This window comes from Methylomonas lenta (assembly GCF_001644015.1).
Taxonomy (GTDB): domain Bacteria; phylum Pseudomonadota; class Gammaproteobacteria; order Methylococcales; family Methylomonadaceae; genus Methylomonas; species Methylomonas lenta.
In genome coordinates, this window is record NZ_LUUI01000096.1 from 17930 (window position 1) to 42610 (window position 24681).

Below are 24681 nucleotides of genomic sequence, written 5' to 3' on the forward strand. Positions count from 1 at the left end.
AGCGGAATTGTTAGTTAAATGATGACAGTTTGCACACCGCTGCCGTGTGTTTGTGTGGTAATGGCTGCCATCACCGAGGACATACGAGATAAATCACCCAACAGCTTTAATACGGGTTCGGGAATATCTCGCACCAACATGGGGGTGGCAAAAATTTCTTTTTCCAGGGCTTTTTCCGGCATGCCTAAAACTTCCACTACATCAAATACCCAGCGTCCGGGTTCATAGATTCCAGCTAATACTGCGCTGATTTGCTCGACCATGCGCCGGGTTTCCGAATTTAACGAAACTACATAAAGGGTTAATACTAATTTATGATGGCTGGCGCGGCGTTCTTCATGAGCTTTAGCTACATGCACAACCTGGGCAATATTTCTAATCTGCGAGGCTGACAAGGGTTTGCTGGCTATTTCAAATTTAAGACCTTCTGCGTGAGCATCTTTGAGTTGATGCATAAATTCGGCGGCAAAGGCGGTGACGATATAGATATGCAAACTTTCATCATATTCTTTTAGACGTCGCAGAGTTTCTACGCCATCAATGCCTGGCATGCGCAGGTCTAAAAAAACCAGATCGGGGCGTTCAATTTTGACCATTTCGATGCCTTGCAAGCCATCTTCGGCTTCTTTGACGTCGTAACCTTCTTCTTCCAGAATAAGTTTGAATGCGCCGCGTACTGCAGGGTCGTCATCAATTACCAGAATTTTGTTCAACATAGTTTTAGTGCCTTATTCCAAAAGTATAACCGTCTAATCAAGCAGTAATTATGCCGATAGTGGTTGTAATTAGCCAGAATAAATGTGGAAACCTAATAACATAAGACATCCATGATCTACTTGACTTGCAATTCGGATGGTGCCGCCGCAGTCTTGAATTAAACGGCGTGTTACTGATAAGCCCAAACCGGTACCCTTGCCTGGAGCTTTGGTGGTAAAAAACGGATCGAACATTCGGTTTTGGATCTCAGGACTGATACCGGGGCCATTGTCGGATAGCTTTATTTCTATTAGCTCACCACACCTATAGGCTTCGATAGAAATCTGTGCCTGTGCTCGGTCTAGTAGTGCATCGCGGGCGTTAATTAAAAGATTAACCAGTATTTGTTGCAAACTCTCCGGGGTACAGGCAATCTGCGGCAAATCTTCAGGAATATCGATGTGTAGCTTGATGCTGGCTTTACGCAACTCAGCTTCCAGTAGCATCAGCGTCTGCTTCAACACTTCAGCAAAAGAGCTATGACCGGTTGGTGAGGATTGGGTGCGAATGAACACCAGCATGTTGGTAACGATTTTTTTAATCCGCTGAATATGTACCAAAGCCTGATTAAGCACGTCCTTGGATTTGGCATCTTCGGTGCGCTCGGCGACAAATTCGACAAAATTCATTACCCCCATCAGTGGATTATTGATTTCATGTGCCACTCCGCCAACTAAAGTACCCATAGCAGAGAGTTTTTCCATTTGCAGCATATGCTCTTGATTTTCTTGTAACTGCAAATAGGCTTGACGCGTTTGTTCCAGCAAATTGGCGTTTTCTAATGAAATGGCGGCCTGCGCAGTCAATAATTCGGTCATACTGATTTTTTCCGCGCTAAATACAGCTTCAGACAAGCGGTTTTCCAAATAAACTAGCCCGACAAATTTGGTTTGTTTGATGATGGGCAGGCATAACACCGAGCGTAAATTCAAGCTTTGCACTTCCGGGGCATTCTGAAAATCGCCTTCGTGCATCGCATCACGTAATACCACTTTTTCCTGCGTATGCAGTACATAGTTAATAATAGCCCGACAAATACTTCGATCTTGGCTTAGCGGGTAGGCCTGTTTGGCGATTGATTGTTTTTTGCCAATATGTTGTTCGGCGGTAATCATCAAATCATCGCCTTGTTTTATCAATAAGTAACCATGCTGTGCTGCTGAGCTTTCCAGTACCACGGCCATGATTTTTTGCATCAATTGGTTGAGGTCAATTTCAGCAGAAAGCGCCAAGGCTGATTTCATTAAATAATTGATGTCCAGACTAGGCAGGGTAGCTGGTACATTCTTTACTTGCGCTTTTCGTGCAGCGGTATCCATATCAATATAGGGGTGTCGCTGTTGTAATAAATGGTTTTTAGCATCGGCCCTACAGAGGCGATAGTGGCGGCGGGCTTCATGAAAATAAAGCTCGGCATTACCGAGCTTATGCTCGCTTAAGAGATTGGCCAGGCATTCATAGAGATGACCACTCAACAAGCCGTAATTTTGCGCTACAGATAAGGCGATAGCGTCCAGATAGAGGTTGCGCGCTTCACGATATTGAGCTTGATAGAGTGCTATTTCGGCGTGGATGAGAGCGACATAAGGTTGCAGTAGTGGGCCCAATGTTGCCCAGACTTCCAGTTTTTCCAGTAAGTTGTTAATTTCTGGTGCAATTTCCGTCCAGCCTACTTGAGGAAATAGGCGCAAATGGTTGAGAATTTTAAACACATACCACAAGCGTTTTAGTACATTGTCAGTTAGCCCATGTAAGTATTCATCAACTTTTTGCAAGGACTGGGCAGCTGCAGAATAATCTCCAAGGAAATACTGAGCAAAGCCTAGCAAAGCAAAATAACTCCCGGAGGCAGATACATAATTATCCTTGGCCCAACGTGCAAGGGTTGGCTGCATATCCACCGGATGATAGTCAGGCTTCATGGGTAATATCCAGCCAGCCTGTACCGCTTCGGCCAAGCCGACAGAAAACGATAACTGATTTTTACGGGAAAATTGTAAACATTCTTCGGCAGCTTCTTCTATCAGGCGCAGGTTTGCGCTTTGTGCTACTAAATTCCACATTAATGGGCCATAACACAAGCCGGCGTTATACAAATCGCCACAGTTTTTGCCGCATTGAATACCTTTTTGGGCGTAATCAATGATATCTGCAGGGTGACTACGGGAATGCATATTGCACCAGACGATGCCGTTCATGCCTCGCGTAGTGCCAAAGGTATTGGGGTATTTAGCGCACAGGTCATGGGCTAAATCCTGATACTTAAATGCCAGCTCGAATTGGCCTTGCTCGCCTAGATTCAAACCCATAATGGAAAACGAGTAAATCACCGACTCGTCCATGCCACCTTCCAGACAGTGCAAGGTCGATTGGGCGGCTGACAAGTACAATTGCGGTACCAGGCCGGACATGTATAAATCGGGAATCAGTTCACTGTAAATGGCCAATTCGATTTTGCTTTGACGTTCTTGGGTAAACGGCATGTTTAAAATGATGCGCCAAACATCGCCTTTTGCCTGAATTTTTGCCATCAATCCAATCAGGCGCTGTCTGGCTTGGTCAGCATTATCAGGGATGGACTTATTAAAATAGGCCAGACCGCGATTAGCCGTCAGGATGGCTTGGTTAAAATTGCCAAACGACGACAAGGAAGTGGTTTGCTCTGCAAGTGCTTCAGCTTTATCCAGGTCACTGATGGCGTGTTCGATCAGATTATTCAGCAGGTTTTCCGAGCGTTCATAATGACCGCACATCAACTCAGTTTTTGCCAGCCGCTGATGAATTCTGAAAGTGAGTGGGTAGGCAGCTTCCCAGCCATTGGCTGGCAAATACTGATGGGCTTGCAGGAAGAATTCATTGGCCGCTTCGCCCGCCAAGGCGTTCAATGCCTTGTTACCGGCATGAAAATTAATATCCGCCAGCCAGTATGTGGTTTCACTATCCAGTGTGACCGATCGACCTTGATTGAGATGAGTCGCTATTGTGAACAGATTGTCCAGGTTTTCCGGATCGAAACTATGCTTAACGGCACATTGATATTCCGTATCCCCAACGACCAGTGTATCCCGCTTTTCCTGAGCATGGTTAACGGTAAGCGCGTCAAGTAAGCGCTTGCCGATACGCCAATGTATGGCAGGACGGATTTTGATATCGACCTGGCGTAGTACGGCTTCTTGCACGCGGTCGTGGACAAATTGCAAGTCGGCTTTGTTTTCTAATAGTAAACCTAAGCTAAGCACCGGTTTCAGGTCTTCAAATAGGGTTTCTATGCGTATACCCATCACCAAGGCTACTTCGTCAGCCGTAAAACGGTTGCCCATGCAGGCACAGTGATTCAGGATATGTAATGTTTTAAGTGGTAGTTTACAGACTTTAGAACTGAATAATTCCACTACGCTGGTGGGCATATGGGCCTCGCGGATACGCTGCATATCCCAGATCCAATGCTGATCTTCATCAGTACTCAGTAGGCCTTCGTTATACAGCCAGGCTAAGCTTTCACTGACAAATAAAGGGTTACCTTCGGTCAAATGGGCAATGAATTTTGCCAGATGGACAGTGGTTTCAAGTGGCGAATCGAGGATGTAAGCCACCATTTCATGGCAATGATTATCACTGAGCGCTTCCAAACGAATCTCTGCCAACGGGCCTTGATTCTCTTGTATCGCTCGAATCAATTTAGTTAACGGATGAGCGTTGTCGACTTCATTATGACGATAGGCACCCATGAAAAATAAAAACGGATGTTCTTGATGGCTGGCAAATACGTTTTGTAGAAAATCGAAGGTGGCGCTATCGCACCATTGCAAATCGTCAATAAATAAGACTAGCGGATTGTTTTCACTAGCCAAACAGCTCAAAAAGCGACCGAATAAATTATTAAAGCGGTTACGCGCTTCTACCGGCGGCAAATGCAGAGGTTCCGGTTGTGGGCCGATGATATAGGCAAGTTCCGGTACCACATCTATAATCACACCTCCGTTATTTTCCACGGCCTCCAGAATTTTATGCCGCCAATGGGCGACCTGATTGTTGCTTTCGGTGAGAAAGGTGCGTATCAGATTTCGTAGGGCTTGTATTAATGAGCTGTAGGGAATATTTTTTTGATATTGATCGAATTTGCCGCTGGTGAAATAACCGCGGTTTTTCACCAGCGGTTTCTGTAATTCCTGAATCAACCGAGTTTTACCGATGCCGGACAAGCCGGAAATAAACACAGAACGAAATTGACCACGCATGACCTGCGCATATGCTTGATGAATCAACTCACTCTCGGTCTGGCGACCGACCATTTTGGAAATAAAAATCACCCGCCGACTAAGATCATGCTGGCAAATGTTGAAGTGAGAAATACTGGCGGTTTTATCGTACTCTTCCTGACAACGTCGAAGATCGGCATAGAGTCCTGCCGCACTTTGATAACGTTTTTCGGGTTGCTTGACCAGCAGTTTTGCGATGATATTGGCTAAAGTATGTGGAATATCGGGGTTGAGGTTGTCAATTTTCTCCGCTTCTTCTGCCAGGTGAGAATGAATTAATTCCAGCGGGTCTTTGGAAAAAAACGGTAAGCGACCGGTCAATAATTCAAAAAAAACGATGCCTAATGAATATAAGTCGGTTGAAAAATCGACCCGATAATTGATGCGGCCAGTTTGTTCCGGTGAGGTATAAGCCAGCGTATTTCGAACGAACTCCGGGTCGTAAATAAAGTGACTGACATCACGAATATCCAGCGGTGTGATGAAGTCTGTTAAGCGCAAATTCAAGTTGTCAGCTTGCAGCAGAATATTATGCGGTTTGATGCCGCCGTGCGTGATGCCGGCTTCATGTACACTCTGTAATGTCTCTGCCAATGCGCAGGCGATAGTAAAAAAATCTGTTATTTTTACAGTGTCTTGCAGATTGGCCCAATGGTTTAATGTGTGTCCGGCAAACCAGGGTTGCACAATAAAATGATGATCGTCGCAGCTTTCCAGTGCTAACGGGGTGCTGACGCGGGGGTTGTGCAAGACCTTTAAACGTTCAACTTTTTGCCGTAAGTGCCGAGATTGATCTTCCCAGCTGGATAGTAATTTCAGACATTTGATGACGACTGGGTAATCAGGCACATGGGCGTGATAACCTTTATAAACCAAAGCCTGTAAGCTTTCCCCTAATTTTTCGTTGATTACATAGTTGATGAGGTGGGGGGCGTCTTGCAACAGATTGGTTTTTATATTTGTATCTATCATCACGTCACACCTGCCTTGGAAATCTGATGTTGTCTGGCATGGTAAATCTGTTTTTAAGATAAAACCAGCTGCAACACTGTTTTATAATCGAACCTTTATAGATCGCATCTAAGGAGAAACTATGGCCGCAACCCCTTCCAATATGTTGCCTTTGGCTACGATAGCCCCTGATTTTAGTTTGCCTGATACCCAAAGCGGTAAGCAGCTTGGTTTACAGGATTTAAAAGGCGAGCAGGGCACCATTGTGATGTTTATCTGCAATCATTGTCCGTATGTGTTGCATATCAAACAACAATTGATCGCGATAGCCCAGCAGTATGCCATGTTAGGAATTTCGACGATTGCAATCAGTTCCAATGATGTCGAAAATTATCCGCAGGATGCGCCGGATAAAATGCAGCAATTGATGACTGAATGGGGCCATCCATTTGCGGCGTATTTGTATGATGAAAATCAACAAGTCGCCAAAGCTTATCAGGCCGCTTGCACGCCGGATATTTATCTGTTTGATGCAAATTTAGTCTGTGTCTATCGTGGTCGCTTGGATAGCTCTACACCTAAAAATGATGAGCCTGTAAACGGTGAAGACTTGCGCAATGCCTTGGATAATTTGTTAGCCAGGCAACCTATCAATCCAGAACAAATCCCCAGCATAGGTTGTAATATCAAGTGGAAGGCCAGATGAAAAATGGGATGATTCTTTTTAAGGCAAACTGGCTAAATCAGTGTTTACTGAGTTTGCTGTTGTTTGGGTTATTAACTGCTTGTGCATCGACTGAAAATGAATACAAGAAGATTGATTACGCCACAGGGCATCGATTGCATCATGTCGTAGTTATTTGGTTGAAGCAGTCTGGTGATGCTGATGTCAGGCAACGTTACATCGAACAGAGTAAGCCGTTAGCCAGATTGCCCGGGGTATTGGCTTACGATGTCGGCACCCCGGCCAGCATTAAACGTCGGCATACCAGCGCAGCATTGGATGAATCTTATGATGTAGCTGTCGCCAGTGTATTTGAAAGTCCGCAAGCTTTTGAAATGTTTTTGAAGAATCCGGAATATGGCCGGATTGCGCAACAGGTGTTGCGGCCATTGGTGGATAAATACAAAGTGTATGAATTTGTTGAGTGATGGGTTGTGTAGAGTCGTGCCCTTGGTACGCCACCCACACACAGCATGGGTGGCGTAAGATTAGCTATTAAACCGTATAGGTAGATGACGCAGTTTTACCACCGTGACCAGTCCAGTCGGTGTGGAAAAATTCGCCTCTGGGCTTGTCGGTGCGTTCGTATGAATGGGCGCCGAAATAATCCCGTTGTGCTTGTAGCAAGTTAGCCGGTAAGCGTTCGGTGCGATAGCCGTCGAAATAGGCCAAGGCCGACGAGAAAGCCGGGGTAGGGATGCCTAGTTGTATGCCCAGAATCACCGCCTGCCGCCAGCCTGCTTCGGCTTGCTTCATCGCATCGATAAAGAAATCGGCCAATAACAGATTTTCCAGCTCCGGGTTTTGTGTGTAAGCCTGTTTGATGTCATTCAAGAATTGGCTGCGGATGATACAACCGCCGCGCCACATCAACGCAATGTCACCATAATTCAACGCCAAATTGTATTCCTTGGCAGCTTCGCGCATCAAACGGAAACCTTGGGCATAGGAAATGATTTTTGATGCGTACAAAGCCTGGCGAATGGCCTCGATCATGGTCACTTTGTCGCCACTGAAATTTGCCGTGGGTTTTGGCAATACTTTAGCGGCTCTGACGCGTTCGTCTTTTTGCGCAGATAGGCAGCGGGCAAATACCGATTCGCCGATCAGTGTCAGCGGAATACCCAAATCCAACGCATTGATGCCGGTCCATTTGCCGGTGCCTTTTTGGCCGGCTGTATCCAGAATGCTGTTTAGCAACGGTTGGCCGTTATCTTCCTTGTAAGCCAGGATATTGGCGGTGATCTCAATCAGGTAAGAACTCAGTTCGCCTTGGTTCCATTCGGCGAAAATGGCCTGCATTTCATCGGTGCTCAAACCCAGGCCTTCCGACAATAACTGGTAGGCTTCGCAAATCAATTGCATGTCGCCGTATTCGATGCCGTTATGCACCATTTTTACATAGTGGCCGGCGCCATTATCACCCACCCATTCGCAGCAAGGATCGTCGCCGACATGGGCGCTGATGGCCTGGAAGATAGGTTTGACAGCCGGCCAAGCCGCCTTGTTGCCGCCGGGCATAATCGACGGCCCGTTTCTAGCGCCTTCTTCGCCGCCCGATACGCCAGTACCGATATACAGCAGGCCTTTTTCCTGCAAATACTGGGTGCGGCGATTAGTGTCGGTAAATAGTGAGTTACCGCCATCGATGATGATGTCGCCCTGCGATAACAGCGGCAGCAAATCTTCTATGTATTGATCGACTACCGAACCGGCTTTCACCATCAGCATGACTTTGCGCGGCGCTTCCAGACTGTCTACCAGTGCTTGTAAAGAATGGGTGCCGACTACTTGAGTATCTTTAGCAGGTCCTTCCAGGAATTCATCGACTTTGCTAGTGGTGCGGTTATACACCGCTACTTTAAAACCGTGGTCGTTCATGTTCAAAACCAGATTTTGACCCATGACGGCCAGACCGATTAAACCAATGTTTGCTTTCATGATTGCCTACTGTGATCGTTGTGTGTAATCGAAATTTTAACACGAGTAAACGGGATTCTGGGCTGCTACATCCAGCTTAAGGTTTTCGCAAAAATTACCGTTGATTAAATCTTTTGCGTATCAATTTCTATTTGGGCCTATAAACCAAGGTTTATAGGCTGGTATGCTATTCTAAGACCGGGAATAAATTGCTTGCGTTTCGAGGGCAACCACAACCATTAAGAGGGTTGCGTAGGCTTGAAGCGATAAGCTAATGAGGCGGGCAACATGTTAAGCAGAGTGGTATCGCGCTGGAAGAAATGGTGATTTAGCGCGGCCAAGACGTGCAACCCAATCAGGTAATAACCGATTTCACCGATGGTTACATGGATTTCCTTGATGAATTTAGCCAGCTCTTTATCTTCAGCGATTAATGCCGGCAACTGCAAACCGAAAAATGGAATGGGTTTGCCAGCTGCACTCAACATCAGCCAGCCAAGCAATGGCATGACAACCATAAACAGATAGAGGGTCAAATGAGCAATTCTTGCCACCGAATGTTGCCAAGCAGGTGGTTCAGGATTGATGGAGGGTGTTGTACCTTGAAAACGTAAAACCAGCCGCGGTAAAACCAGCAGTAATACCGATAAACCTAACATGAAATGTAGGGCTTTCATTGTCTCACGCGGATCGCTATCTTTAGGGAATAGTTCGCGTAGTTCGATAAAGGCATAAGCAGAGGCAATTAAGGCAAACATTAGCCAATGCAGGGCAATAGAGGATGTACTGTAGTGCTCGGGTGTGTTTTTCTGGATCATTTATAATCCTCCTTAATACTAAGTTTGGAATGGACGAGTCGAAACGAATTGTCGTTTAAAGCTTAGTTTAGGCAATGTTATAACGCTTTGCATGAGTGTTTGGTTAATATCTGCATTCGTCACATCCATCTGGTTTTTTAAGGTAGGTGTAGCGTCAGGTCAGGGATCGAGAATGCGTTCTTGGATTTTTCGAAGAACGTGACACTGAAGTGTCACGTGAATTCATCTAACTAGGCTTTGCAAGTAATTTATTTTCGCAATGCCGTTGCCTCAACAGCACGACGAGTAATTTCTGCCCAATTTTCGGCATCCACCAAGTCGGCTGGTGCCATCCAAGAGCCACCGACACAAGCAACATTGCTCAAGGCGAGATAATCAGTGGCATTATTCAAGTTTACCCCACCAGTAGGGCAGAACATGATTTGTGGCAGTGGACCGCCGATGGATTTCAGCATAGGAATACCGCCGGCAGCTTCTGCAGGGAAGAATTTCATGGCCGTGATGCCTTTTTCCAATAAACGCATGACTTCGCTGGGTGTGATAACCCCGGGTAAAACCGGTACGCCGCAGGTTAAAGACGCATCCAGTAAGCTATCGGTAATACCGGGGCTGACAATGAATTGTGCGCCGGCATCGATCGCTTGATGTAAGGTTTGGGTGTTAATAATAGTGCCGGCGCCGACGATGGCATCCGGTACTTCGGCTTTGATGCGGCGAATACACTCCAGGGCTACCGAGGTGCGCAAAGTGATTTCCAATACTTTCAAGCCACCTTCGACCAGTGCGCGCGCCAAGGGAACAGCATGTTCTATTTGATTAATGACCATGACCGGCATCACAGGTGAGGTGGTCATGACTTCTTTGATTGATACGCTCATATTTAAATCTCGATAACGTCGATTGGGTTTGCCTAATGGGCACAACAGCGTAGCCTAACCCAAAGTATTGAAGGTGTGATGTCGGGCTACGCTACGTTAACCCGATTTACATTTTTTAGTCTTTAATCCACGAAAAACAAATTGGTGGCACCGGTTTCAGCCGTGGAAGCCTGTGCACGCATCGCACCAAATAGTTCACGTCCCATACCGAAGTGATGGCCGGTGGCATGGTTTGGCTCGGCGATGCGGGCTGCAAATTCGGCTTCATCCACTTGCACGTTGACTTCACCTGTTTGGGTGTTCAAGGTGATGATGTCGCCGTCATGGACTTTAGCTAGTGGACCACCATCGATGCATTCAGGCCACATATGAATGGCGGACGGTACTTTGCCGGATGCGCCGGACATGCGGCCATCGGTAATCAGCGCTACATGAAAGCCTTTATCTTGCAATAAACCCATGATAGGCGTCAATTTATGTAATTCCGGCATGCCATTCGCTTTGGGGCCTTGAAAGCGTAACACTACGATGACATCTTTTTCCATTTCGCCGCGCTTGAAAGCCGCCACCACATCTAGTTGGTCGTCGAATACCATGGCAGGAGCTGTCACCACTTGGTGTTTCTCGGCCACGGCTGAAACTTTGGACACGCCGCGCCCCAGGTTGCCGTGCATGACATGCAAGCCACCACCAGTGGCGAATGGTTTTTCAACGCTGGCGATTACATCAGCATCCAAAGTGCTGGTCGGTCCTTGTTCCCAACGCAATTGACCGTCTTGCAATGTGGGTACTTGGCTGTATTGGGCCATGCCGCGTTCGTCGCCGACGGTCAGAATGTCGCCGTGCAACAACCCATGTTCCAGCAGTTCTCTGATCAACAGACTCATGCCACCTGCTGCCTGGAATTGATTGACGTCTGCCGGACCGTTAGGGTAGATCTTGGTCAATAGCGGGATTACTTTGGATAGGTTATCGAAGTCGTCCCAATTGATAATAATGCCGGCAGCTCGGGCTATGGCGGTCAAGTGTATGGTGTGATTTGTTGAACCGCCGGTTGCTAGCAAGCCTATGATGGCATTGACGATGGCTTTTTCGTTGATGGCATGTGCAATTGGGCGGTAATCGTTACCTAGGGCAGTGAATTTTAATACCTGTTTAGCGGCTGCTTTGGTTAGTTCGTCGCGCAACGGGGTGTAAGGATTGACGAATGAGCTGCCAGGCAAATGTAAACCCATGATTTCAACCATCATTTGGTTGCTATTGGCAGTGCCGTAGAAAGTACAGGTACCAGGGCTGTGATAAGACTTGGATTCGAATTCTAACAGTTCTTTTTCAGTGATTTTGCCTTCGGCAAATTTTTGCCGGGCACGGGATTTTTCCTTGTTTGATAAACCTGTGGTCATCGGGCCGGCTGGTACGAAGACTGCCGGTAAATGTCCAAAGCTTAAGGCGCCGATCAAAAGACCGGGAACAATTTTGTCACAAACACCCAAATATAAGGCTGCGTCGAACATGTTATGACTCAAGCCAATCGCAGTAGACAAAGCGATGACGTCGCGACTGAATAAAGACATTTCCATGCCAGGCATACCTTGAGTCAGGCCGTCGCACATGGCGGGAACAGCGCCAGCGAATTGGGCTACGCCACCATCTTCACGCACAGCCTGTTTAATCAGTTCGGGGTAATGTTGATAGGGTTCGTGAGCCGAAAGCATGTCGTTATAGGCAGAAATGATGCCGACGTTAGCTTTTACAGCGTGAGATAGCGCATCTTTTTCAGTTGCTGAACATACAGAAAAACCATGTGCCAAATTTCCACAAGGCAGGTTGGTGCGCTGCGGCCCATTAGTAATGGCTGCATCAATACGAGCCAGATAAGCATTACGGGTTACCTGGCTACGCTCGGTGATTTGTTGCGTGATTTTTTCGACTATGGGGTGCATTAAGCCTATCTCCAGGTGGTTGCTATTGCGGGCAATTTGAAAGTTATCAGAGTGTATCAGCTAATTCCAGGTTGGTTTCTGGTGACTGGAAGGCTACCTCTTCAGTATTGATAAGTGTATCGTTGGGCTGTGAGATCGTCAGTTCAGCTGTGGTTGTGTCTGTTATGCTGATCTCGGTAGATTGTTTATTAATAAAAAGCAAAGGAGTGATCGTTATAAAAAGCAAACTAAAGGCAAGCATGGCTTGATTTGACCAGTTATAAGTGAAGCTAAGGTTTGGATTTGTATTCACGTTTTTCCAGGGTTTTTGGTCTAGCCAGTTCAGTAATTGTGCCATGATCAGCATTAAACCCAGTCCAGCGATATTGACCCAGGCGCTATCGAAAAGGTCAGCTTGACGGCCATCTAATAACATGCCGCCGGCAAATGATAGGCAGGTACCGAACATGAAGATCGGTAAAGATTGCTGACCCATAGAAATAACTTTGTGTGCCAGGCCGAACTGTAACCAATGCTGACGACTACGCATAAAGTTAGTGACCAAATAAGTCATAGCCAGAAAGTGTATAAATCGCATTAAGCCAACGTGGCTTTTATCGAGTAATGGCGCCCAGTCATCCCGCCAAGTAGCAAACCAGGGTAAACGTTGATAACCGAATGCATTTTCCAGCGGGTAACAAAACACTACATAAAAAATACATGCCCACATTAAGCCACGGTGAAACTGCGGAATGGGTAGCCAGCCACTGCTGAAAGCAAAGCCAGTGAAAAATACCAATTGCCAGCAAAATGGATTGAAGTACCAGGGACGGCCTGTGAGAGGATCTGCGGTGAGTTCCCAGCCAAAATAACCCGCAGCAATGTACAGTGTTATCGAAAATGCCAGCGCTAAAAAAACATGGATACGTGACAAGGCCCATACCATTGGTAGCCACAACATGATCAATAAATACATGGGGAGGATATCAATAAAATTGGGCACGTATTTAAGACTGACCAGTTCGATTAGCGCATCTTGGGTATGGTCGAAAAAGTAACTTAGGTTATCAAGTTGCCATTGGGCGCTGACAAACCCTTGGGAAGTCATAGCAATGAATAAGGTGGCCATTAAGATAAATAAGGCCAGATGAGCGACATAAATCTGACCGCAGCGAAACAAAACACGTACCGAGCCGAGACCGATACCCGCCTGTTTGAAGCTGCGTCCAAATGCAATCGCAGCAGCAAAACCGGATAAAAAAACAAAGGTTTCGGCTGCGTCGCTGGGTCCAAGGCGCGAGGGCGTATAGGCAAACCAAGGGTTGGATGGCATGTGGTTGATGAAAATTACCATCAATGCCAAGCCGCGGAAGAAATCCAGCTGCAAATTACGAGGTGATGCGGAGCGGATGTCGGATTTCATAAGGCGCCCTGGTTAATAAATAAAGTGTACAGTCTGATAGCTACAGCTTAAAAGAGGCTGAAGTGTCGTCAATATTGCCGGCTGCGAACAGATAAAAAACGCCATTCTGCAGATTGCTAAGCACTTTTAAGGCGCCCAATACAGTTCTACAGGTACTTGCTCCTGTTGTAGTAGTACGCGTATGGGCATGTCTTCGACGGGGCCGGGTTTTTGCGCCAGGCTAAATACGTCCAGTTTATCTTCACCGGTAAACAGAATGATGATGCGGTCGGTTTTTAGCAATCCGGACACCGTCATGGTGAGACGATCTGTGTTTGGACCTGTTACTTCGCTTTTCTTGGCGGTAATTGCGGCGGTCAGATTTTTATTGTCAATCCGCAAGGCTTCAGCCAATCCCTTGGCATTTGGAAACAAAGACGCTGTGTGTCCATCCGGACCCATGCCGACAATGGCCAGGCTAAAGGGTTGGTGCAATTTAAGATAGTTGGCTTCTGTTTCGCTTTGTCCGGCAGCGGCCGTTTTTGCCGGTGTTTTCATGCCGATAAATGTGGCGGCTTTTGCATTGTTAATCAATAAGTTTTGCTCGATCAATGCTTCGTTGCTGGCCGTGTGGCTTTTATCCACCCAGCGCTCATCAACCAGGGCAACCTTGACTTTTTTCCAATTCAATTCGCTTTTGGATAATGCTTCGTATAAAGGCGCGGGTGTACTGCCACCGGAGACCAGTAGAGTGGCGGTACCCTGTTTGCTGATAGCTTCTGATAATACATCCTGACACTCGGCAACTAATGCGGTGAAAAGGTGATGACGCTGTTCAAAAAAGAATTCTTTAACCATAGTTGTTATTCTCTCAATAAGGATGGTGGTTTCATTCTTCCCAAGCACGCCCATCGCGTGCCAGTAATGCAACTGACGCTACTGGGCCCCAATTGCCGGCCGGGTAAGGTTTAGGGGGAGTGTGGTTGTGTTGCCAGGCCTCTTGAATAGAATCTACCCAGGTCCAGGCTTGTTCGATTTCCTCGCGACTTAAAAATAGAGTGTTGTTGCCTCGCAGTGCCTCAAGAATTAGTTTTTCATAGCCACCAAAGATACGACTTTTCTTAAAAGTTTCAGAAAAACTCAAGTCCAGCTTGGTTTGCTGTAATTTTATCAGCCCATCAATGCCTGGAATCTTGTTTAAAACCATCACATCCACGCCTTCATTGGGTTGTAAGTGAATGACCAGCTTATTAGCGGGTAGTTCATGAAAGCTGTCTTTAAAGATGTTGTGCGGTAAATTCTTGAAATTAATCACAATCTCGGTGCGTTTATTTGGCATGCGTTTGCCGCTACGCATATAAACCGGTACGCCGGACCAACGCCAGTTGTCGATATCTACTCGAATGGCGACAAAGCTTTCTGTGGTGCTATTGGTGTTAGCGCCTTCTTCTTCCAGATAGCCGGGTACCGATTGGCCTTTGATATAGCCGGCGGTATATTGGCCACGCACGGTTTTTTCTTCAACATTTAAATATGTGATGGGACGCAGCGCTTTCAGTAGCTTGATTTTCTCCATGTGTATGCTTTCAGCTGACAAATCGGCAGGTGGTTCCATGGTGACGAAAGTCAGAATTTGCAACAAATGGTTTTGCAACATGTCACGTAATTGACCGGTTTTATCGAAATAGTCCCAGCGACCTTCGATGCCAATGTCTTCGCCCACAGTAATCTGGATATGGTCGATCGTGTTGTGATTCCAGCTGGTGTAGAAAAGCGAATTCGCAAAACGTAAGGCCAGCAGGTTTAACACTGTTTCCTTACCCAGGTAGTGATCAATGCGATAAACTTGATCTTCATGGAAAACATCAGCCACTACATCATTAATCTCTTTGGAGGATTTCAGGTCGTAACCGATAGGTTTTTCCATCACCATGCGAGACTCGGCATTTAAAATACCGCAGCTTTGCAGACCTTTGCAGATATTTTTGAACAGAAAGGGTGATACGGCAAAGTAGTTGACCATAACCCGGCTGCTGGCGTCCACTACGCTATGCAATAGATGGTATTGCTCGGGTTGAGTTAGGTCGATTTTTAAGTACGACAAGCGCTGAGAAAAGCGTTGCCAAATGTTTTGGTCGATTTCATGGTTCAAAAATGCTTGTAAACTTTGCTGGGCGATTTCAATGAAGCTGGTGCTGGTTTCGTCCAGGCGATCGACGCCGATGATGCGAGTGTCTGCTTCGAGAAGATCGTGTTTTTCCAAACGATATAACGAAATCAGTAGCTTGCGCTTTGATAGATCTCCCAGTGCCCCGTAAATCACCAGGTCGCAGGGTTTGAAATAGTCGTTTCTTGTCATGTTATTTTACGAGGCAAAAAAAGTTTATCGCGTTTGATATGCGATTAAACCGGGCTAAGGGCGAAGAAAATCCGCACTATTATAGTGTCGGCAGTGCCCGTCAAACAAGATGTGCATTTTTTGCAGCACATTATTTGCTAGTTAAACCATTTGGATTTATGTTCAGGGGAACATATCGGTACGGTAGCGGGAAACCTTTAAAGTGTCGGACCAATAGTTGCTGGGTAAGCCGGCTTTTTGTTTTAAATGCCGCAAAAACTGCAGGGCATCAGGCAGTTGCTCCCATACCGAGGGCAGAAAAGTGCCGCGCCGATAACCTTCTTGCAGAATAAGGCCATCGATACCCGGTTTTAATTGCTCGATTAAATCCTGTTCCGACGTAAAAACGATGGCTTCGGCGGGGCTTAAAATGGATATGTGTAGATCAACATCGGCAAATTCTGCTTCAGTCAGCGGCGGGAAACGCGGGTCGCGAAAAGCGGCGGCAAAGGCGTTTTCGGCAATGTCCTGTATCAGCGGTCTGCTTGCCTCCAGCATGCCGATGCAGCCGCGTAATTGCCCCTGATGCTCCAGCGTGACAAAGCTGGCTCGCTTGACGATTAATTCCGCCGGGTAATGCTGCAAATCGATTGCAAGCGGCTGTCCTGTTTCCAGGCCGTGCTTAATAGAGGCTCTAGCCAGATCCAGTAGTTCTGCTTTTTGCGCATTATTCAACGACATAAGCACCATACCCCACGACACGGGTTTTATCGCCGGCGGTATCGCCGGAATTTCTCAGATCGATGGTCTTAATGCTAAGTGATTTTTCCTGCAAAGATTTTAACAATCCGCTGACCGGCACCTTGCCACAGGCTGCTTCCGATGACAGGTTTTGATAGTTCAACTGTTCGATCAAATCACTGGTATGCCGATCGAGACGTTGGGCGGTTGAATAGTCGTGGTAATGACTTAAATCCGAACTGATGACGATCAAGGTTTCATTGCCGCCCCACAGGGTATCTATCACCTGGCTAACCTGATCCGGGCTGGCATCGCCGGCCACAATCGGCACCAGTTTAAAATCAGCCAGGCTCTGTTGTAAAAAAGGCAAATGTACTTCCAGGCTGTGCTCAAGCGCATGAGCCTGCTCCAGATAGCCCACAAAAGGCAGGTTTTGTAATTGTTGAATGGCTGCTTTGTCGATAGGGATGCTGCCCAGCGGTGTGGTGAAGGTGTCGGCATTACTGACAGCCAGACCTTGAAAAGCCACCCGATGCGATGGACCGATTAATACGACTCGACTAATGCTGTCACGAACCGACTTTAACCGGGCATAAGCGCTGGCGGCAATCGGACCGGAATAAATATAGCCGGCATGCGGCACGATAATGGCTTTTGGCGGGCGAGTGTCGCTATCGGCCAGGTCTAAAAAATCACTCAGCATATGCCGCAAAGTAACGGCATTGGCAGGGTAAAAACTGCCTGCCACAGCGGGTTCTCTGTTCATGGCTCGTACCTCCGTCGGAAAATGTCAATGCATTCTTTTGCGTCATTCCTGCTTTGGTATGGTACAACAACTTAAAGTGTTTACAAGTGCGTATTGGCACGTATTTTATTGCCGGATCAAATGCTTATAGGTTAGTGCCTGCTGAAGTGTCTTCCGGTTCATGATGGCTGATGCTGCTCGGGATTGTTGTAATGTTTCGTAAAAATCCAAGCTCAGCAGGCAGGAGATTAACTATGACTACCTTTATAACTAACGATACCGTCGCAACCCACTATTGGCATTTACTGGACGATGGTCGCATACAATGTGATTTGTGCCCGCGCTTTTGTAAATTACATGAAGGCCAGCGCGGCTTGTGTTTTGTGCGGCAAAATTTGCAGCAGCAGATTGTCATGACCAGTTATGGTCGATCCAGTGGTTTTGCCATCGATCCTATCGAAAAAAAACCACTCAATCATTTCTTGCCCGGCACAGCTATCTTTTCCTTTGGCACGGCCGGTTGTAACTTGGCCTGCAAATTTTGCCAGAACTGGGATATTAGTAAATCCAGGGAAATGGATACCTTGATGAGCCTGGCGTCGCCGGATTTAATCGCTAAAACTGCGCTAGAGCAAGGTTGTAGCAGCGTAGCCTACACTTATAACGATCCGGTGGTGTTTCACGAATACGCTATCGATACTGCTCAAGCCTGCCGCGAATTAGGCTTGAAATCGGTAGCCGTCAGCGCCGGTTATGTCTGTGCTGAACCGCGTGTCGAGTTTTATCGATGGATGGATGCCGCCAATATCGATTTAAAAGCCTTCAGCGAAGATTTTTATTACAAAATTACCGGCGGTCATTTGCAACCCGTTTTGGAAACCCTGTTGTACTTAAAGCATGAAACTCAGGTTTGGTTTGAACTGACTACACTGATCATACCCGGCGAAAACGATTCCGAGGCCGAACTGGAAGCCATGACCCAATGGGTAGTGGAAAATCTGGGGCCTGATGTGCCTATGCATTTCACAGCCTTTCATCCGGATTGGAAAATGATCGATAAACCGCATACGCCGACTTCATCACTACTTAATGCGCGTAATATCGCCATTAAAAACGGCGTGCGTTATGCCTATGTTGGTAATGTGCATGATAAATTAGCCGAAAGTACCTATTGCCATCAGTGCGGCGAACTTTTGATCGGCCGTGACTGGTATGTGTTGTCGGATTGGAATTTGGATGCCGGTGGTCATTGCCAGTTCTGCGGTACAAAATGCGCCGGGTTGTTTAATCCTAAGCCGGGTGATTGGGGTGCAAAACGTCAAGCTGTGCGCTTATAGTCGAGTCAATCTAGCATTATGCCTATAGCTATCAATGCCGGCGTCGTCAAGGTGACTAAAACATTCAGCAATAGGGCGGGTTTTAAATGCGCGATGTCATTGGCATAGCGCACCGATAAGTTTGCCGCCGGTATAGCTAGAAATAAAGTCAACAAACCCAATAGGCTAAAAGTGGGTAGGTATGTCTGCCAAACGCTAAAAATTAAAATGCCGTAGGCTGCAGCCAAAAATGTCACATAAATGTAGGCTGATTTTTTTCTACCCAATAAAATCGGCAAATGTTGGCGGCCCACATTTTGGTCTGCGGCTACATCAGGAAACTGATTCAGTAATAACAGATTATTCACTAAAAAAAATACTATTAATGATGCGAACGCAACACCCAGATTATATTGACCGGTTAAAACAAAATAAGCTCCATTAACCATTAACGGCCCAAAAGCCAGGCCAGGAGCAATCAGGCAAAGCCATGGATTATGGGTGATTTGATCGCTGTAAAAATAAATCAATAAAATACCGATCAAGCCGATGGGCAACAAATCCAGGCCACGTTGCGATAAAAAATAAAGGCCGATTAAAAGCGTGATTAGCAAATTAATGAAAGCGATCAGTCTTACCGGCTTGGCCAATTCCGGTCTAGCAGGGAGGCTACCGCTACCTCCGCTGAAAGGGGTGCGTTGTGTTTGAAAATCAAGGCCACTGACAAAGTCTGAGTATTCATTGAACATGTTGACGCTGGCATGAGCTGTAACACCTGCCAGTAATATCAGCAGCAGTTGGATAGGCTGTATCGTTTCTGCATGGACAAATGCAAAAGCTACCGCAATTGAGAGGCAGCAAGGCGATAGGACTAAAAATGCAGGCCGACTAGTGGCGAAGATGCCAGAAACTTTATAAATAAACATAATTAAATTGCCAAAAAATTACGATACTTATTAAGTTAAGCAGCGTTTAAAGTCACTTTAACCCGCATAAAAATGCACATCAATCACGAATAGACGAAAATTAATTTACAAGTAGTGCTTTTTGTATCGCTACTATGTCTGTAGCGATTGGTTTGAGCCTGAATATCCTAAATCTTTATGCTATGTACGCTGAGTTTTTTCTCTAAAATCATGCGGTTGAAGTGGCTGTTTCAGTGATTGATGTTTATCTCTCACTCCTTATTATGGCTTCTAGGTTCGCTGGTGAGCAAGAGAGCCCCAAATAGGCTGGCTGAGACAAGCTGTATACGGCCGATAAGGCCTATATTGTATGAGCTTGACCGCAAACTTATGAAATGAGGCGTGGTGTCGCGGGAAATTGTCTAATCTTTTAACGGAATTTTGTTGTCTGTGGATTTATTAAACACTGTGCCAAGGACATTAATATCTTTAAGTAAATTGGCTGCATGCATTAATTCATCAGTTTTCGTTCGCCCTTCTTCAACCACCAATAATACACAATCGACATAAGGCGAGAAGCCAAGCGCGTCGTCATGCGAAAGAATGGGCGGCATATCAAAAATAATCGTCCGCGAAGGGTAGCGGCTTTTTAGTTCCGTAACCAACCTAAGCATTTTAGGGGATCGCAGCATTTCAGTTGAGTTGAATATCGGTTTTCCGGCGGGTAATACCACTAAACGATCAATACCCGGATTAACCAGCATCGAGCTAATATCTTTGTCGTGCAGCAGATAATCACTCAGACCGGTATCGGTTTGCATGCCAAACAATTTATTGATCGATGGATTCAGGAAATTGGCATCTACTAATAATGCGGTTCTATCCAGTTCCATGGCGATACTAATAGCAAGATTGACTGCAGTCAGACTGTTGCCGGTTTTGTCGCTGGTACTGGTAATAGCCAGTGTTTTCCATTCCATCGCGTCCATGCTTTGCAAACAGCGGGTCCTTAACATCCGATACGATTCCAGCCATTTATCCGGTGGAAATGCAGAAATGATGCGATTTTCTCTAAGTATTTTGTTGTTCGGGGTGAACACCCTGGTTTGGTTGTAAGCGAAATTGATGCCATCGAAATTGTTGTCGCTGGCATCTGCAGTCGATGGTTGCTGTAGTGTTTGAATAGTATTCATGGCTAATCTCGATTATTTATAAACTGCCCGCAACACGGAGTAATTTGTACCAAAACACATCCAGCGGCATGAATAAAAAGTGGAATAATAGTGTCGCAACTATCACTGAAATCACAGCGCTAATCATCATAATGTGGCGATTTTTCTGGTCATTTTCTTTTTCTATACGACTTTCCAGATACGGAATGGTGGCCAGAGGTTCTACGCCAAGAATATTAAAGATGGCTTTTTCACTGTGAATACTGGAATCCATCATCTCAGCTAATGCCACGGTACCAAAACCACCAGCAATTGCTAACACCATACCCAGGAATAAAATGGCAATTCGGTTAGGACTGACCGGTTCTAAGGGTTCTTGTGGCGGATCGATTAGCGTGAAGCGCTCGCCTTTCTTTTCTATTTCCAGTTGCTGTGAAATTTGCGCTTCCATTTCCCGCGCACTGACTTCCTGGTAGCGCTGATTGGTGTTATTCAATTCCTGTACAAGGTCCATGTAATCTTTTTCAACTAACGGGGCTTGCATCAGGCTGTTGCGTAGATCGTCAATCCTGGTTTTGATTTTTTCTCGGGTATAAGCTATGGATTTAATATCCGAATCTGCTGCATCCATTTGCGATTTAAGCGTGATGTAGGCTGGGTTATCCGGATGCAAATCTACATTGGTGTAGTTGTTTTGACTTGCTTCGGTCAGCGCTTGCTGCAAGGCGGATACCTGTTTTTGCAATTTAACAACGTCAGGATGTCTCGCAGAATATTGCTTAAGCAGCACAGCCAAATCGGCTTCTCTTTCGGTCAGTTCGGCGTTCAATTTGTTCAGGTCAGTGTTTGAGCCAATTTCTTTTTGTAATGAATCGATTTCTCGTTTGGCTTTCATAACATCCGGATGGTTATCTGAATAGCGCGCGACCAGTGATGGATATTCAGATTGTAATTGCTTAAGGCGATCTTTCATATCGAACACCCGATTGCCGACAGCATTAGTAGCCAGGGCATTGGGGTCAATTTGTGCCAACTGACCTTCCAGATAAAACTTGCGCTCCAGTGCCGAACGTTCCTGACTATCAAGACTCATCAATTGATTCGTTAATGAAGTGAGTTCTTGTTGATTTAATTGATTGGCTTCAGGTAATTGATGCAGGTTTTGTTCTTTGAATGTTGCCAGTGTTGATTGCAATTGCTGAATCTTATCTTTCAGACGGCGAGCTTCTTCGCTAAGGAATAATGCCGCATTTTCTGCTGACTCGGTTCTTGACTTGATGTTTTCTTTTAAGAATAAGGACGTTAGTTCATTCGTTACTTTTTGCGCTTGAGTGGGTGAATGGTCATCAAATGCCAGTACGAAGGCGATAGTCGCTTTAGTGGGGGAGCCATTACGCGGGTCGATAACATCTGCACTGATGGTTTCCACTTTGATCAATTCTCGCATCTTATCCAGAATTTTTTCTTCAGGTTTAGATTTGCGGTCGTCTGCGTATAAATCGTATTTTTTAACAATTTCAATCAGGTTGCTACGCGACATAATGCGCTGACTGATAATTTGAATGCGTTGGTCAGCAAAAGTTGTTACGGTGGATTTGACCAATTCGGAAGGGATTTCCTGCTCTTCGATCAGAATGGTGGCTGATGAGCGAAATACCGACGGTAAAACCACGGCCAAGATAACGCTGAGGGCTGCGATGATAATAAACGGAATAATTAAAAATTTGCGGCGCTTTTTGACTATCTTGAAATAGTCTTTGAAGTCGGGAGTTTGATTTTCCACGTTATTTCACCAGGCGATTGATTTGTGGTTGATAAGAAAATTGTAGTTGCACGTTGTTGCCGGTAGCTGTCTGCTCTCTGGATGTGTAGTCGCGTTGGGCATAGGTATACGATAATTGAAAATTCATTTCCGGTGTCCAGCGCCAGCGAATATTGGGTGACACCGTGGTGTATGTGCTGTTATTGACAGTATTGACAGCATTAAACACCGATGTGTATTCGGATAAACGATAATTGGCATTCAGTCCGGTCGTCCAGCGTTCAGTAATATTGTAGTTGGCCTGAGCGGAAACCGTGGTGGTTTGTTGCTGGCTACCGCTACTGGAGGGGTTCAGTTGCTGACCCGCATTCAGGCTGGCGTTGCCCCATTCACCCTTTCGGTTAAGGCTGGCAGAAAATACGTGACCACTGGCTTTGCTGGAAAGGTTGTTCTCTCCAGTGCTGTTGATTATGCCAAGGGCTGGGATTTCCGGGTCATAGGTAACTGTTTGACCATATTTGGTCTTATTGTCCGTATTGCGCATCCCGGCAGAAAGTGACAATTGTGTGAGTTCATCAAACGCATATTGCAATCCGCCTTGATAAAAAAAGGTATTTGATTTTTGATCGTAATTTGTATTGACCGATTGGTTAATAGGTATGCCAAAAAACTGGAAGGAATTCTCTGAAGGAAAGCTAGTCGAAGAGTCAAACAAAGAATATGCCCCTACCAGATTAAACGACAAGCGTTCGGAGTAGGCGTGAGTCAAGGTGGTCGAGAACTGTTGGCTGGTGTAATCCGAGTACTGTAAGCTTTGAAGGCCTGCCGGTTTGTCGAAGGTGACGTCCTGGTAGCTATAGTCAAATTGCAGGGAATTCTTTTCAGTCAGGAAAAAAGAAATACTGGGGGCAATTGAGCGGGTAAATCGGGGTACCAAAGTTTGACCGGTAATATTCAGTGTTGGATCAACTAACTGGGTGTTAATGGACGATTGCTCATGGTAACTGGCCAGTAAACTGGTTTTAAAGCGTTCACCTTGATATTGATGATTGACATCCAGCAGTTTCTCGGAAAAATCCAGATCGGAGGCGTTGTGGTAAATCAATTCGTTCCAGGTAAAGCGGGTTTTCAGATCATTATTTTCAGCCTGATAGCCCAACATAACGCCAGGCGATAGCGTAGTGATCATGCTGCTGATGAGGTTGACGCTGTTGGCTTGTTGCATGGTTACATTGTCGGCATAACGCTCGTTTGCATTAAAATAAGGTTGAAATAACCAATCTAATGCCTGGCAATGACTGCTGAACAACACCATGGCTGGCAGCAAGAACTCGGTCTTGATTTTCATGTATGAAATGCTACCTTATTACCTAAGGTACTGTGATGGTGTCTCCGGGCTGCAGTAAGATATTTTGTTCGAGATCCTCACCATCTAACACATCGTCGTAATCAAACGGGAATACTTTAATTTCATCGCCAATTCGGCGTTGAATGCTGATGTTGCTTTCGTTGGCAAATACCGTCAAACCACCCGCCATGCTGAGTGCTTGCAATACGTCGATACGTCTACCGGCAAAAACTTGTCCGGGTTTATTGACTTTACCTATGACGAAAATGGTATTGCCTTGATTGTTTAATAATTTAATGCTGACAGAGGGGTCTGCAATATAATCCGCCAGCTTGACTGTTAATAATTCATTAAGATCATGAATGGTTCTGCCGGCTGCAGTAATGGTGCCTATCAAAGGGTAAACAATATTACCATCGGGACCGATCAGAAACTGTTGTTGTTGTAAGCCTTCTTCTTTCCAGACCGTTACTTCCAAAGCGTCGCCGGGTGCGAGAAGATAGGTGGCTAAAATTTCCGGATCTTTTAAGATCACAGCGTCAGTTTTAGTTTCGGTATCGGCAGGTTGAATTTCAGGTTGTATCAGTGGAAGTTCAGTTTCAGTCAGTGGGATTTCAGTTTGGCCGAAGGTTTGGCCGGCAACGAGCGTAAAAAATACCAAAAAGATAAGCTGCTGTTTCAAAACGTATTCCTTTGTGAATGTGATAAGTTGTTATCCGTACGG

At 45.9% G+C, this 24681-nt stretch carries 19 protein-coding genes; 3 read left to right on the forward strand and 16 right to left on the reverse strand.

The annotated features are described in order from the left end of the window. Positions 1–14: 14 nt before the first annotated feature. On the reverse strand, positions 15–716 hold the full coding sequence (locus tag A1359_RS09265) for a response regulator (RefSeq protein ID WP_066981396.1): 702 nt from the start codon (positions 714–716) through the stop codon (positions 15–17). A gap of 69 nt (positions 717–785) precedes the next feature. Next, positions 786–5987, reverse strand: a complete 5202-nt coding sequence (locus A1359_RS09270) for an ATP-binding sensor histidine kinase (protein WP_066981399.1) — start codon at positions 5985–5987, stop codon at positions 786–788. A gap of 121 nt (positions 5988–6108) precedes the next feature. Here A1359_RS09270 and A1359_RS09275 point away from each other — a divergent pair, with 121 nt between their 5' ends. Both A1359_RS09275 and A1359_RS09280 read left to right on the forward strand, forming a co-directional pair. Continuing rightward, positions 6109–6672, forward strand: a complete 564-nt coding sequence (locus A1359_RS09275; protein WP_066981402.1) for a thioredoxin family protein — start codon at positions 6109–6111, stop codon at positions 6670–6672. Next, positions 6669–7118, forward strand: coding sequence for a Dabb family protein (locus tag A1359_RS09280; RefSeq protein ID WP_232322169.1), 450 nt, complete (start codon positions 6669–6671; stop codon positions 7116–7118). Before A1359_RS09275 ends, A1359_RS09280 begins: the two co-directional genes overlap by 4 nt. Positions 7119–7185: 67 nt before the next feature. Here A1359_RS09280 and gnd read toward each other — a convergent pair whose 3' ends face one another. From gnd to amrB, 9 genes are all read right to left on the reverse strand, one after another. Next, a complete protein-coding gene (gene gnd / locus A1359_RS09285) occupies positions 7186–8631 on the reverse strand; it encodes a decarboxylating NADP(+)-dependent phosphogluconate dehydrogenase (protein WP_066981405.1) in 1446 nt (481 codons plus the stop codon). Positions 8632–8849: 218 nt separating this feature from the next. Beyond that, positions 8850–9428: a cytochrome b gene (locus tag A1359_RS09290; protein ID WP_066981408.1), complete on the reverse strand. Its 579-nt coding sequence runs from the start codon at positions 9426–9428 to the stop codon at positions 8850–8852. A gap of 248 nt (positions 9429–9676) precedes the next feature. Next, positions 9677–10306, reverse strand: a complete 630-nt coding sequence (locus A1359_RS09295; protein ID WP_066981411.1) for a bifunctional 4-hydroxy-2-oxoglutarate aldolase/2-dehydro-3-deoxy-phosphogluconate aldolase — start codon at positions 10304–10306, stop codon at positions 9677–9679. Positions 10307–10428: 122 nt separating this feature from the next. After that, the gene (gene edd / locus A1359_RS09300) at positions 10429–12249 is read right to left on the reverse strand and encodes a phosphogluconate dehydratase (RefSeq protein ID WP_066981414.1); all 1821 of its coding nucleotides are present in this window, start codon (positions 12247–12249) and stop codon (positions 10429–10431) included. A gap of 46 nt (positions 12250–12295) precedes the next feature. After that, a complete protein-coding gene (locus A1359_RS09305; protein ID WP_066981418.1) occupies positions 12296–13651 on the reverse strand; it encodes an OpgC family protein in 1356 nt (451 codons plus the stop codon). 126 nt (positions 13652–13777) lie between these two features. Beyond that, positions 13778–14488: a 6-phosphogluconolactonase gene (gene pgl, locus A1359_RS09310; protein ID WP_066981420.1), complete on the reverse strand. Its 711-nt coding sequence runs from the start codon at positions 14486–14488 to the stop codon at positions 13778–13780. Positions 14489–14519: 31 nt separating this feature from the next. Then, positions 14520–15989, reverse strand: coding sequence for a glucose-6-phosphate dehydrogenase (gene zwf, locus A1359_RS09315; protein WP_066981423.1), 1470 nt, complete (start codon positions 15987–15989; stop codon positions 14520–14522). 162 nt (positions 15990–16151) lie between these two features. Then, complete coding sequence (gene amrA, locus A1359_RS09320) at positions 16152–16709, reverse strand: AmmeMemoRadiSam system protein A (protein WP_066981426.1); 558 nt, start codon at positions 16707–16709, stop codon at positions 16152–16154. After that, the gene (gene amrB, locus A1359_RS09325) at positions 16696–17475 is read right to left on the reverse strand and encodes an AmmeMemoRadiSam system protein B (RefSeq protein ID WP_066981428.1); all 780 of its coding nucleotides are present in this window, start codon (positions 17473–17475) and stop codon (positions 16696–16698) included. The genes amrA and amrB overlap by 14 nt, the downstream gene beginning before the upstream one ends. Before the next feature lie 233 nt (positions 17476–17708). On the opposite strand from amrB, the gene amrS reads away from it, so the two are divergent. Next, positions 17709–18791: an AmmeMemoRadiSam system radical SAM enzyme gene (amrS, locus tag A1359_RS09330; protein ID WP_066981431.1), complete on the forward strand. Its 1083-nt coding sequence runs from the start codon at positions 17709–17711 to the stop codon at positions 18789–18791. Between the two features lie 5 nt (positions 18792–18796). Here amrS and A1359_RS09335 read toward each other — a convergent pair whose 3' ends face one another. The 5 genes from A1359_RS09335 to A1359_RS09355 form a co-directional block, all read right to left on the reverse strand. Further along, positions 18797–19696, reverse strand: a complete 900-nt coding sequence (locus tag A1359_RS09335) for a prenyltransferase (protein WP_083960571.1) — start codon at positions 19694–19696, stop codon at positions 18797–18799. 401 nt (positions 19697–20097) lie between these two features. After that, a complete protein-coding gene (locus A1359_RS09340; RefSeq protein WP_066981434.1) occupies positions 20098–20868 on the reverse strand; it encodes a CpsD/CapB family tyrosine-protein kinase in 771 nt (256 codons plus the stop codon). A 16-nt stretch (positions 20869–20884) separates the two neighbouring features. Further along, positions 20885–22630: a GumC family protein gene (locus A1359_RS09345; protein WP_066981437.1), complete on the reverse strand. Its 1746-nt coding sequence runs from the start codon at positions 22628–22630 to the stop codon at positions 20885–20887. Position 22631: 1 nt separating this feature from the next. After that, on the reverse strand, positions 22632–23957 hold the full coding sequence (locus tag A1359_RS09350) for a porin family protein (RefSeq protein WP_066981440.1): 1326 nt from the start codon (positions 23955–23957) through the stop codon (positions 22632–22634). A 22-nt stretch (positions 23958–23979) separates the two neighbouring features. Further along, the gene (locus A1359_RS09355) at positions 23980–24639 is read right to left on the reverse strand and encodes a polysaccharide biosynthesis/export family protein (protein WP_066981443.1); all 660 of its coding nucleotides are present in this window, start codon (positions 24637–24639) and stop codon (positions 23980–23982) included. Between the last annotated feature and the right edge of the window lie 42 nt (positions 24640–24681).

Excerpts from the sequence above, each read along its gene's own strand:
- A1359_RS09265 (WP_066981396.1), bottom strand. The coding sequence starts at position 716 with ATGTTGAACAAAATTCTGGTAATTGATGACGACCCTGCAGTACGCGGC.
- A1359_RS09270 (WP_066981399.1), bottom strand. The coding sequence starts at position 5,987 with ATGATAGATACAAATATAAAAACCAATCTGTTGCAAGACGCCCCCCAC.
- A1359_RS09275 (WP_066981402.1), top strand. The coding sequence starts at position 6,109 with ATGGCCGCAACCCCTTCCAATATGTTGCCTTTGGCTACGATAGCCCCT.
- A1359_RS09280 (WP_232322169.1), top strand. The coding sequence starts at position 6,669 with ATGAAAAATGGGATGATTCTTTTTAAGGCAAACTGGCTAAATCAGTGT.
- gnd (WP_066981405.1), bottom strand. The coding sequence starts at position 8,631 with ATGAAAGCAAACATTGGTTTAATCGGTCTGGCCGTCATGGGTCAAAAT.
- A1359_RS09290 (WP_066981408.1), bottom strand. The coding sequence starts at position 9,428 with ATGATCCAGAAAAACACACCCGAGCACTACAGTACATCCTCTATTGCC.
- A1359_RS09295 (WP_066981411.1), bottom strand. The coding sequence starts at position 10,306 with ATGAGCGTATCAATCAAAGAAGTCATGACCACCTCACCTGTGATGCCG.
- edd (WP_066981414.1), bottom strand. The coding sequence starts at position 12,249 with ATGCACCCCATAGTCGAAAAAATCACGCAACAAATCACCGAGCGTAGC.
- A1359_RS09305 (WP_066981418.1), bottom strand. The coding sequence starts at position 13,651 with ATGAAATCCGACATCCGCTCCGCATCACCTCGTAATTTGCAGCTGGAT.
- pgl (WP_066981420.1), bottom strand. The coding sequence starts at position 14,488 with ATGGTTAAAGAATTCTTTTTTGAACAGCGTCATCACCTTTTCACCGCA.
- zwf (WP_066981423.1), bottom strand. The coding sequence starts at position 15,989 with ATGACAAGAAACGACTATTTCAAACCCTGCGACCTGGTGATTTACGGG.
- amrA (WP_066981426.1), bottom strand. The coding sequence starts at position 16,709 with ATGTCGTTGAATAATGCGCAAAAAGCAGAACTACTGGATCTGGCTAGA.
- amrB (WP_066981428.1), bottom strand. The coding sequence starts at position 17,475 with ATGAACAGAGAACCCGCTGTGGCAGGCAGTTTTTACCCTGCCAATGCC.
- amrS (WP_066981431.1), top strand. The coding sequence starts at position 17,709 with ATGACTACCTTTATAACTAACGATACCGTCGCAACCCACTATTGGCAT.
- A1359_RS09335 (WP_083960571.1), bottom strand. The coding sequence starts at position 19,696 with ATGTTTATTTATAAAGTTTCTGGCATCTTCGCCACTAGTCGGCCTGCA.
- A1359_RS09340 (WP_066981434.1), bottom strand. The coding sequence starts at position 20,868 with ATGAATACTATTCAAACACTACAGCAACCATCGACTGCAGATGCCAGC.
- A1359_RS09350 (WP_066981440.1), bottom strand. The coding sequence starts at position 23,957 with ATGAAAATCAAGACCGAGTTCTTGCTGCCAGCCATGGTGTTGTTCAGC.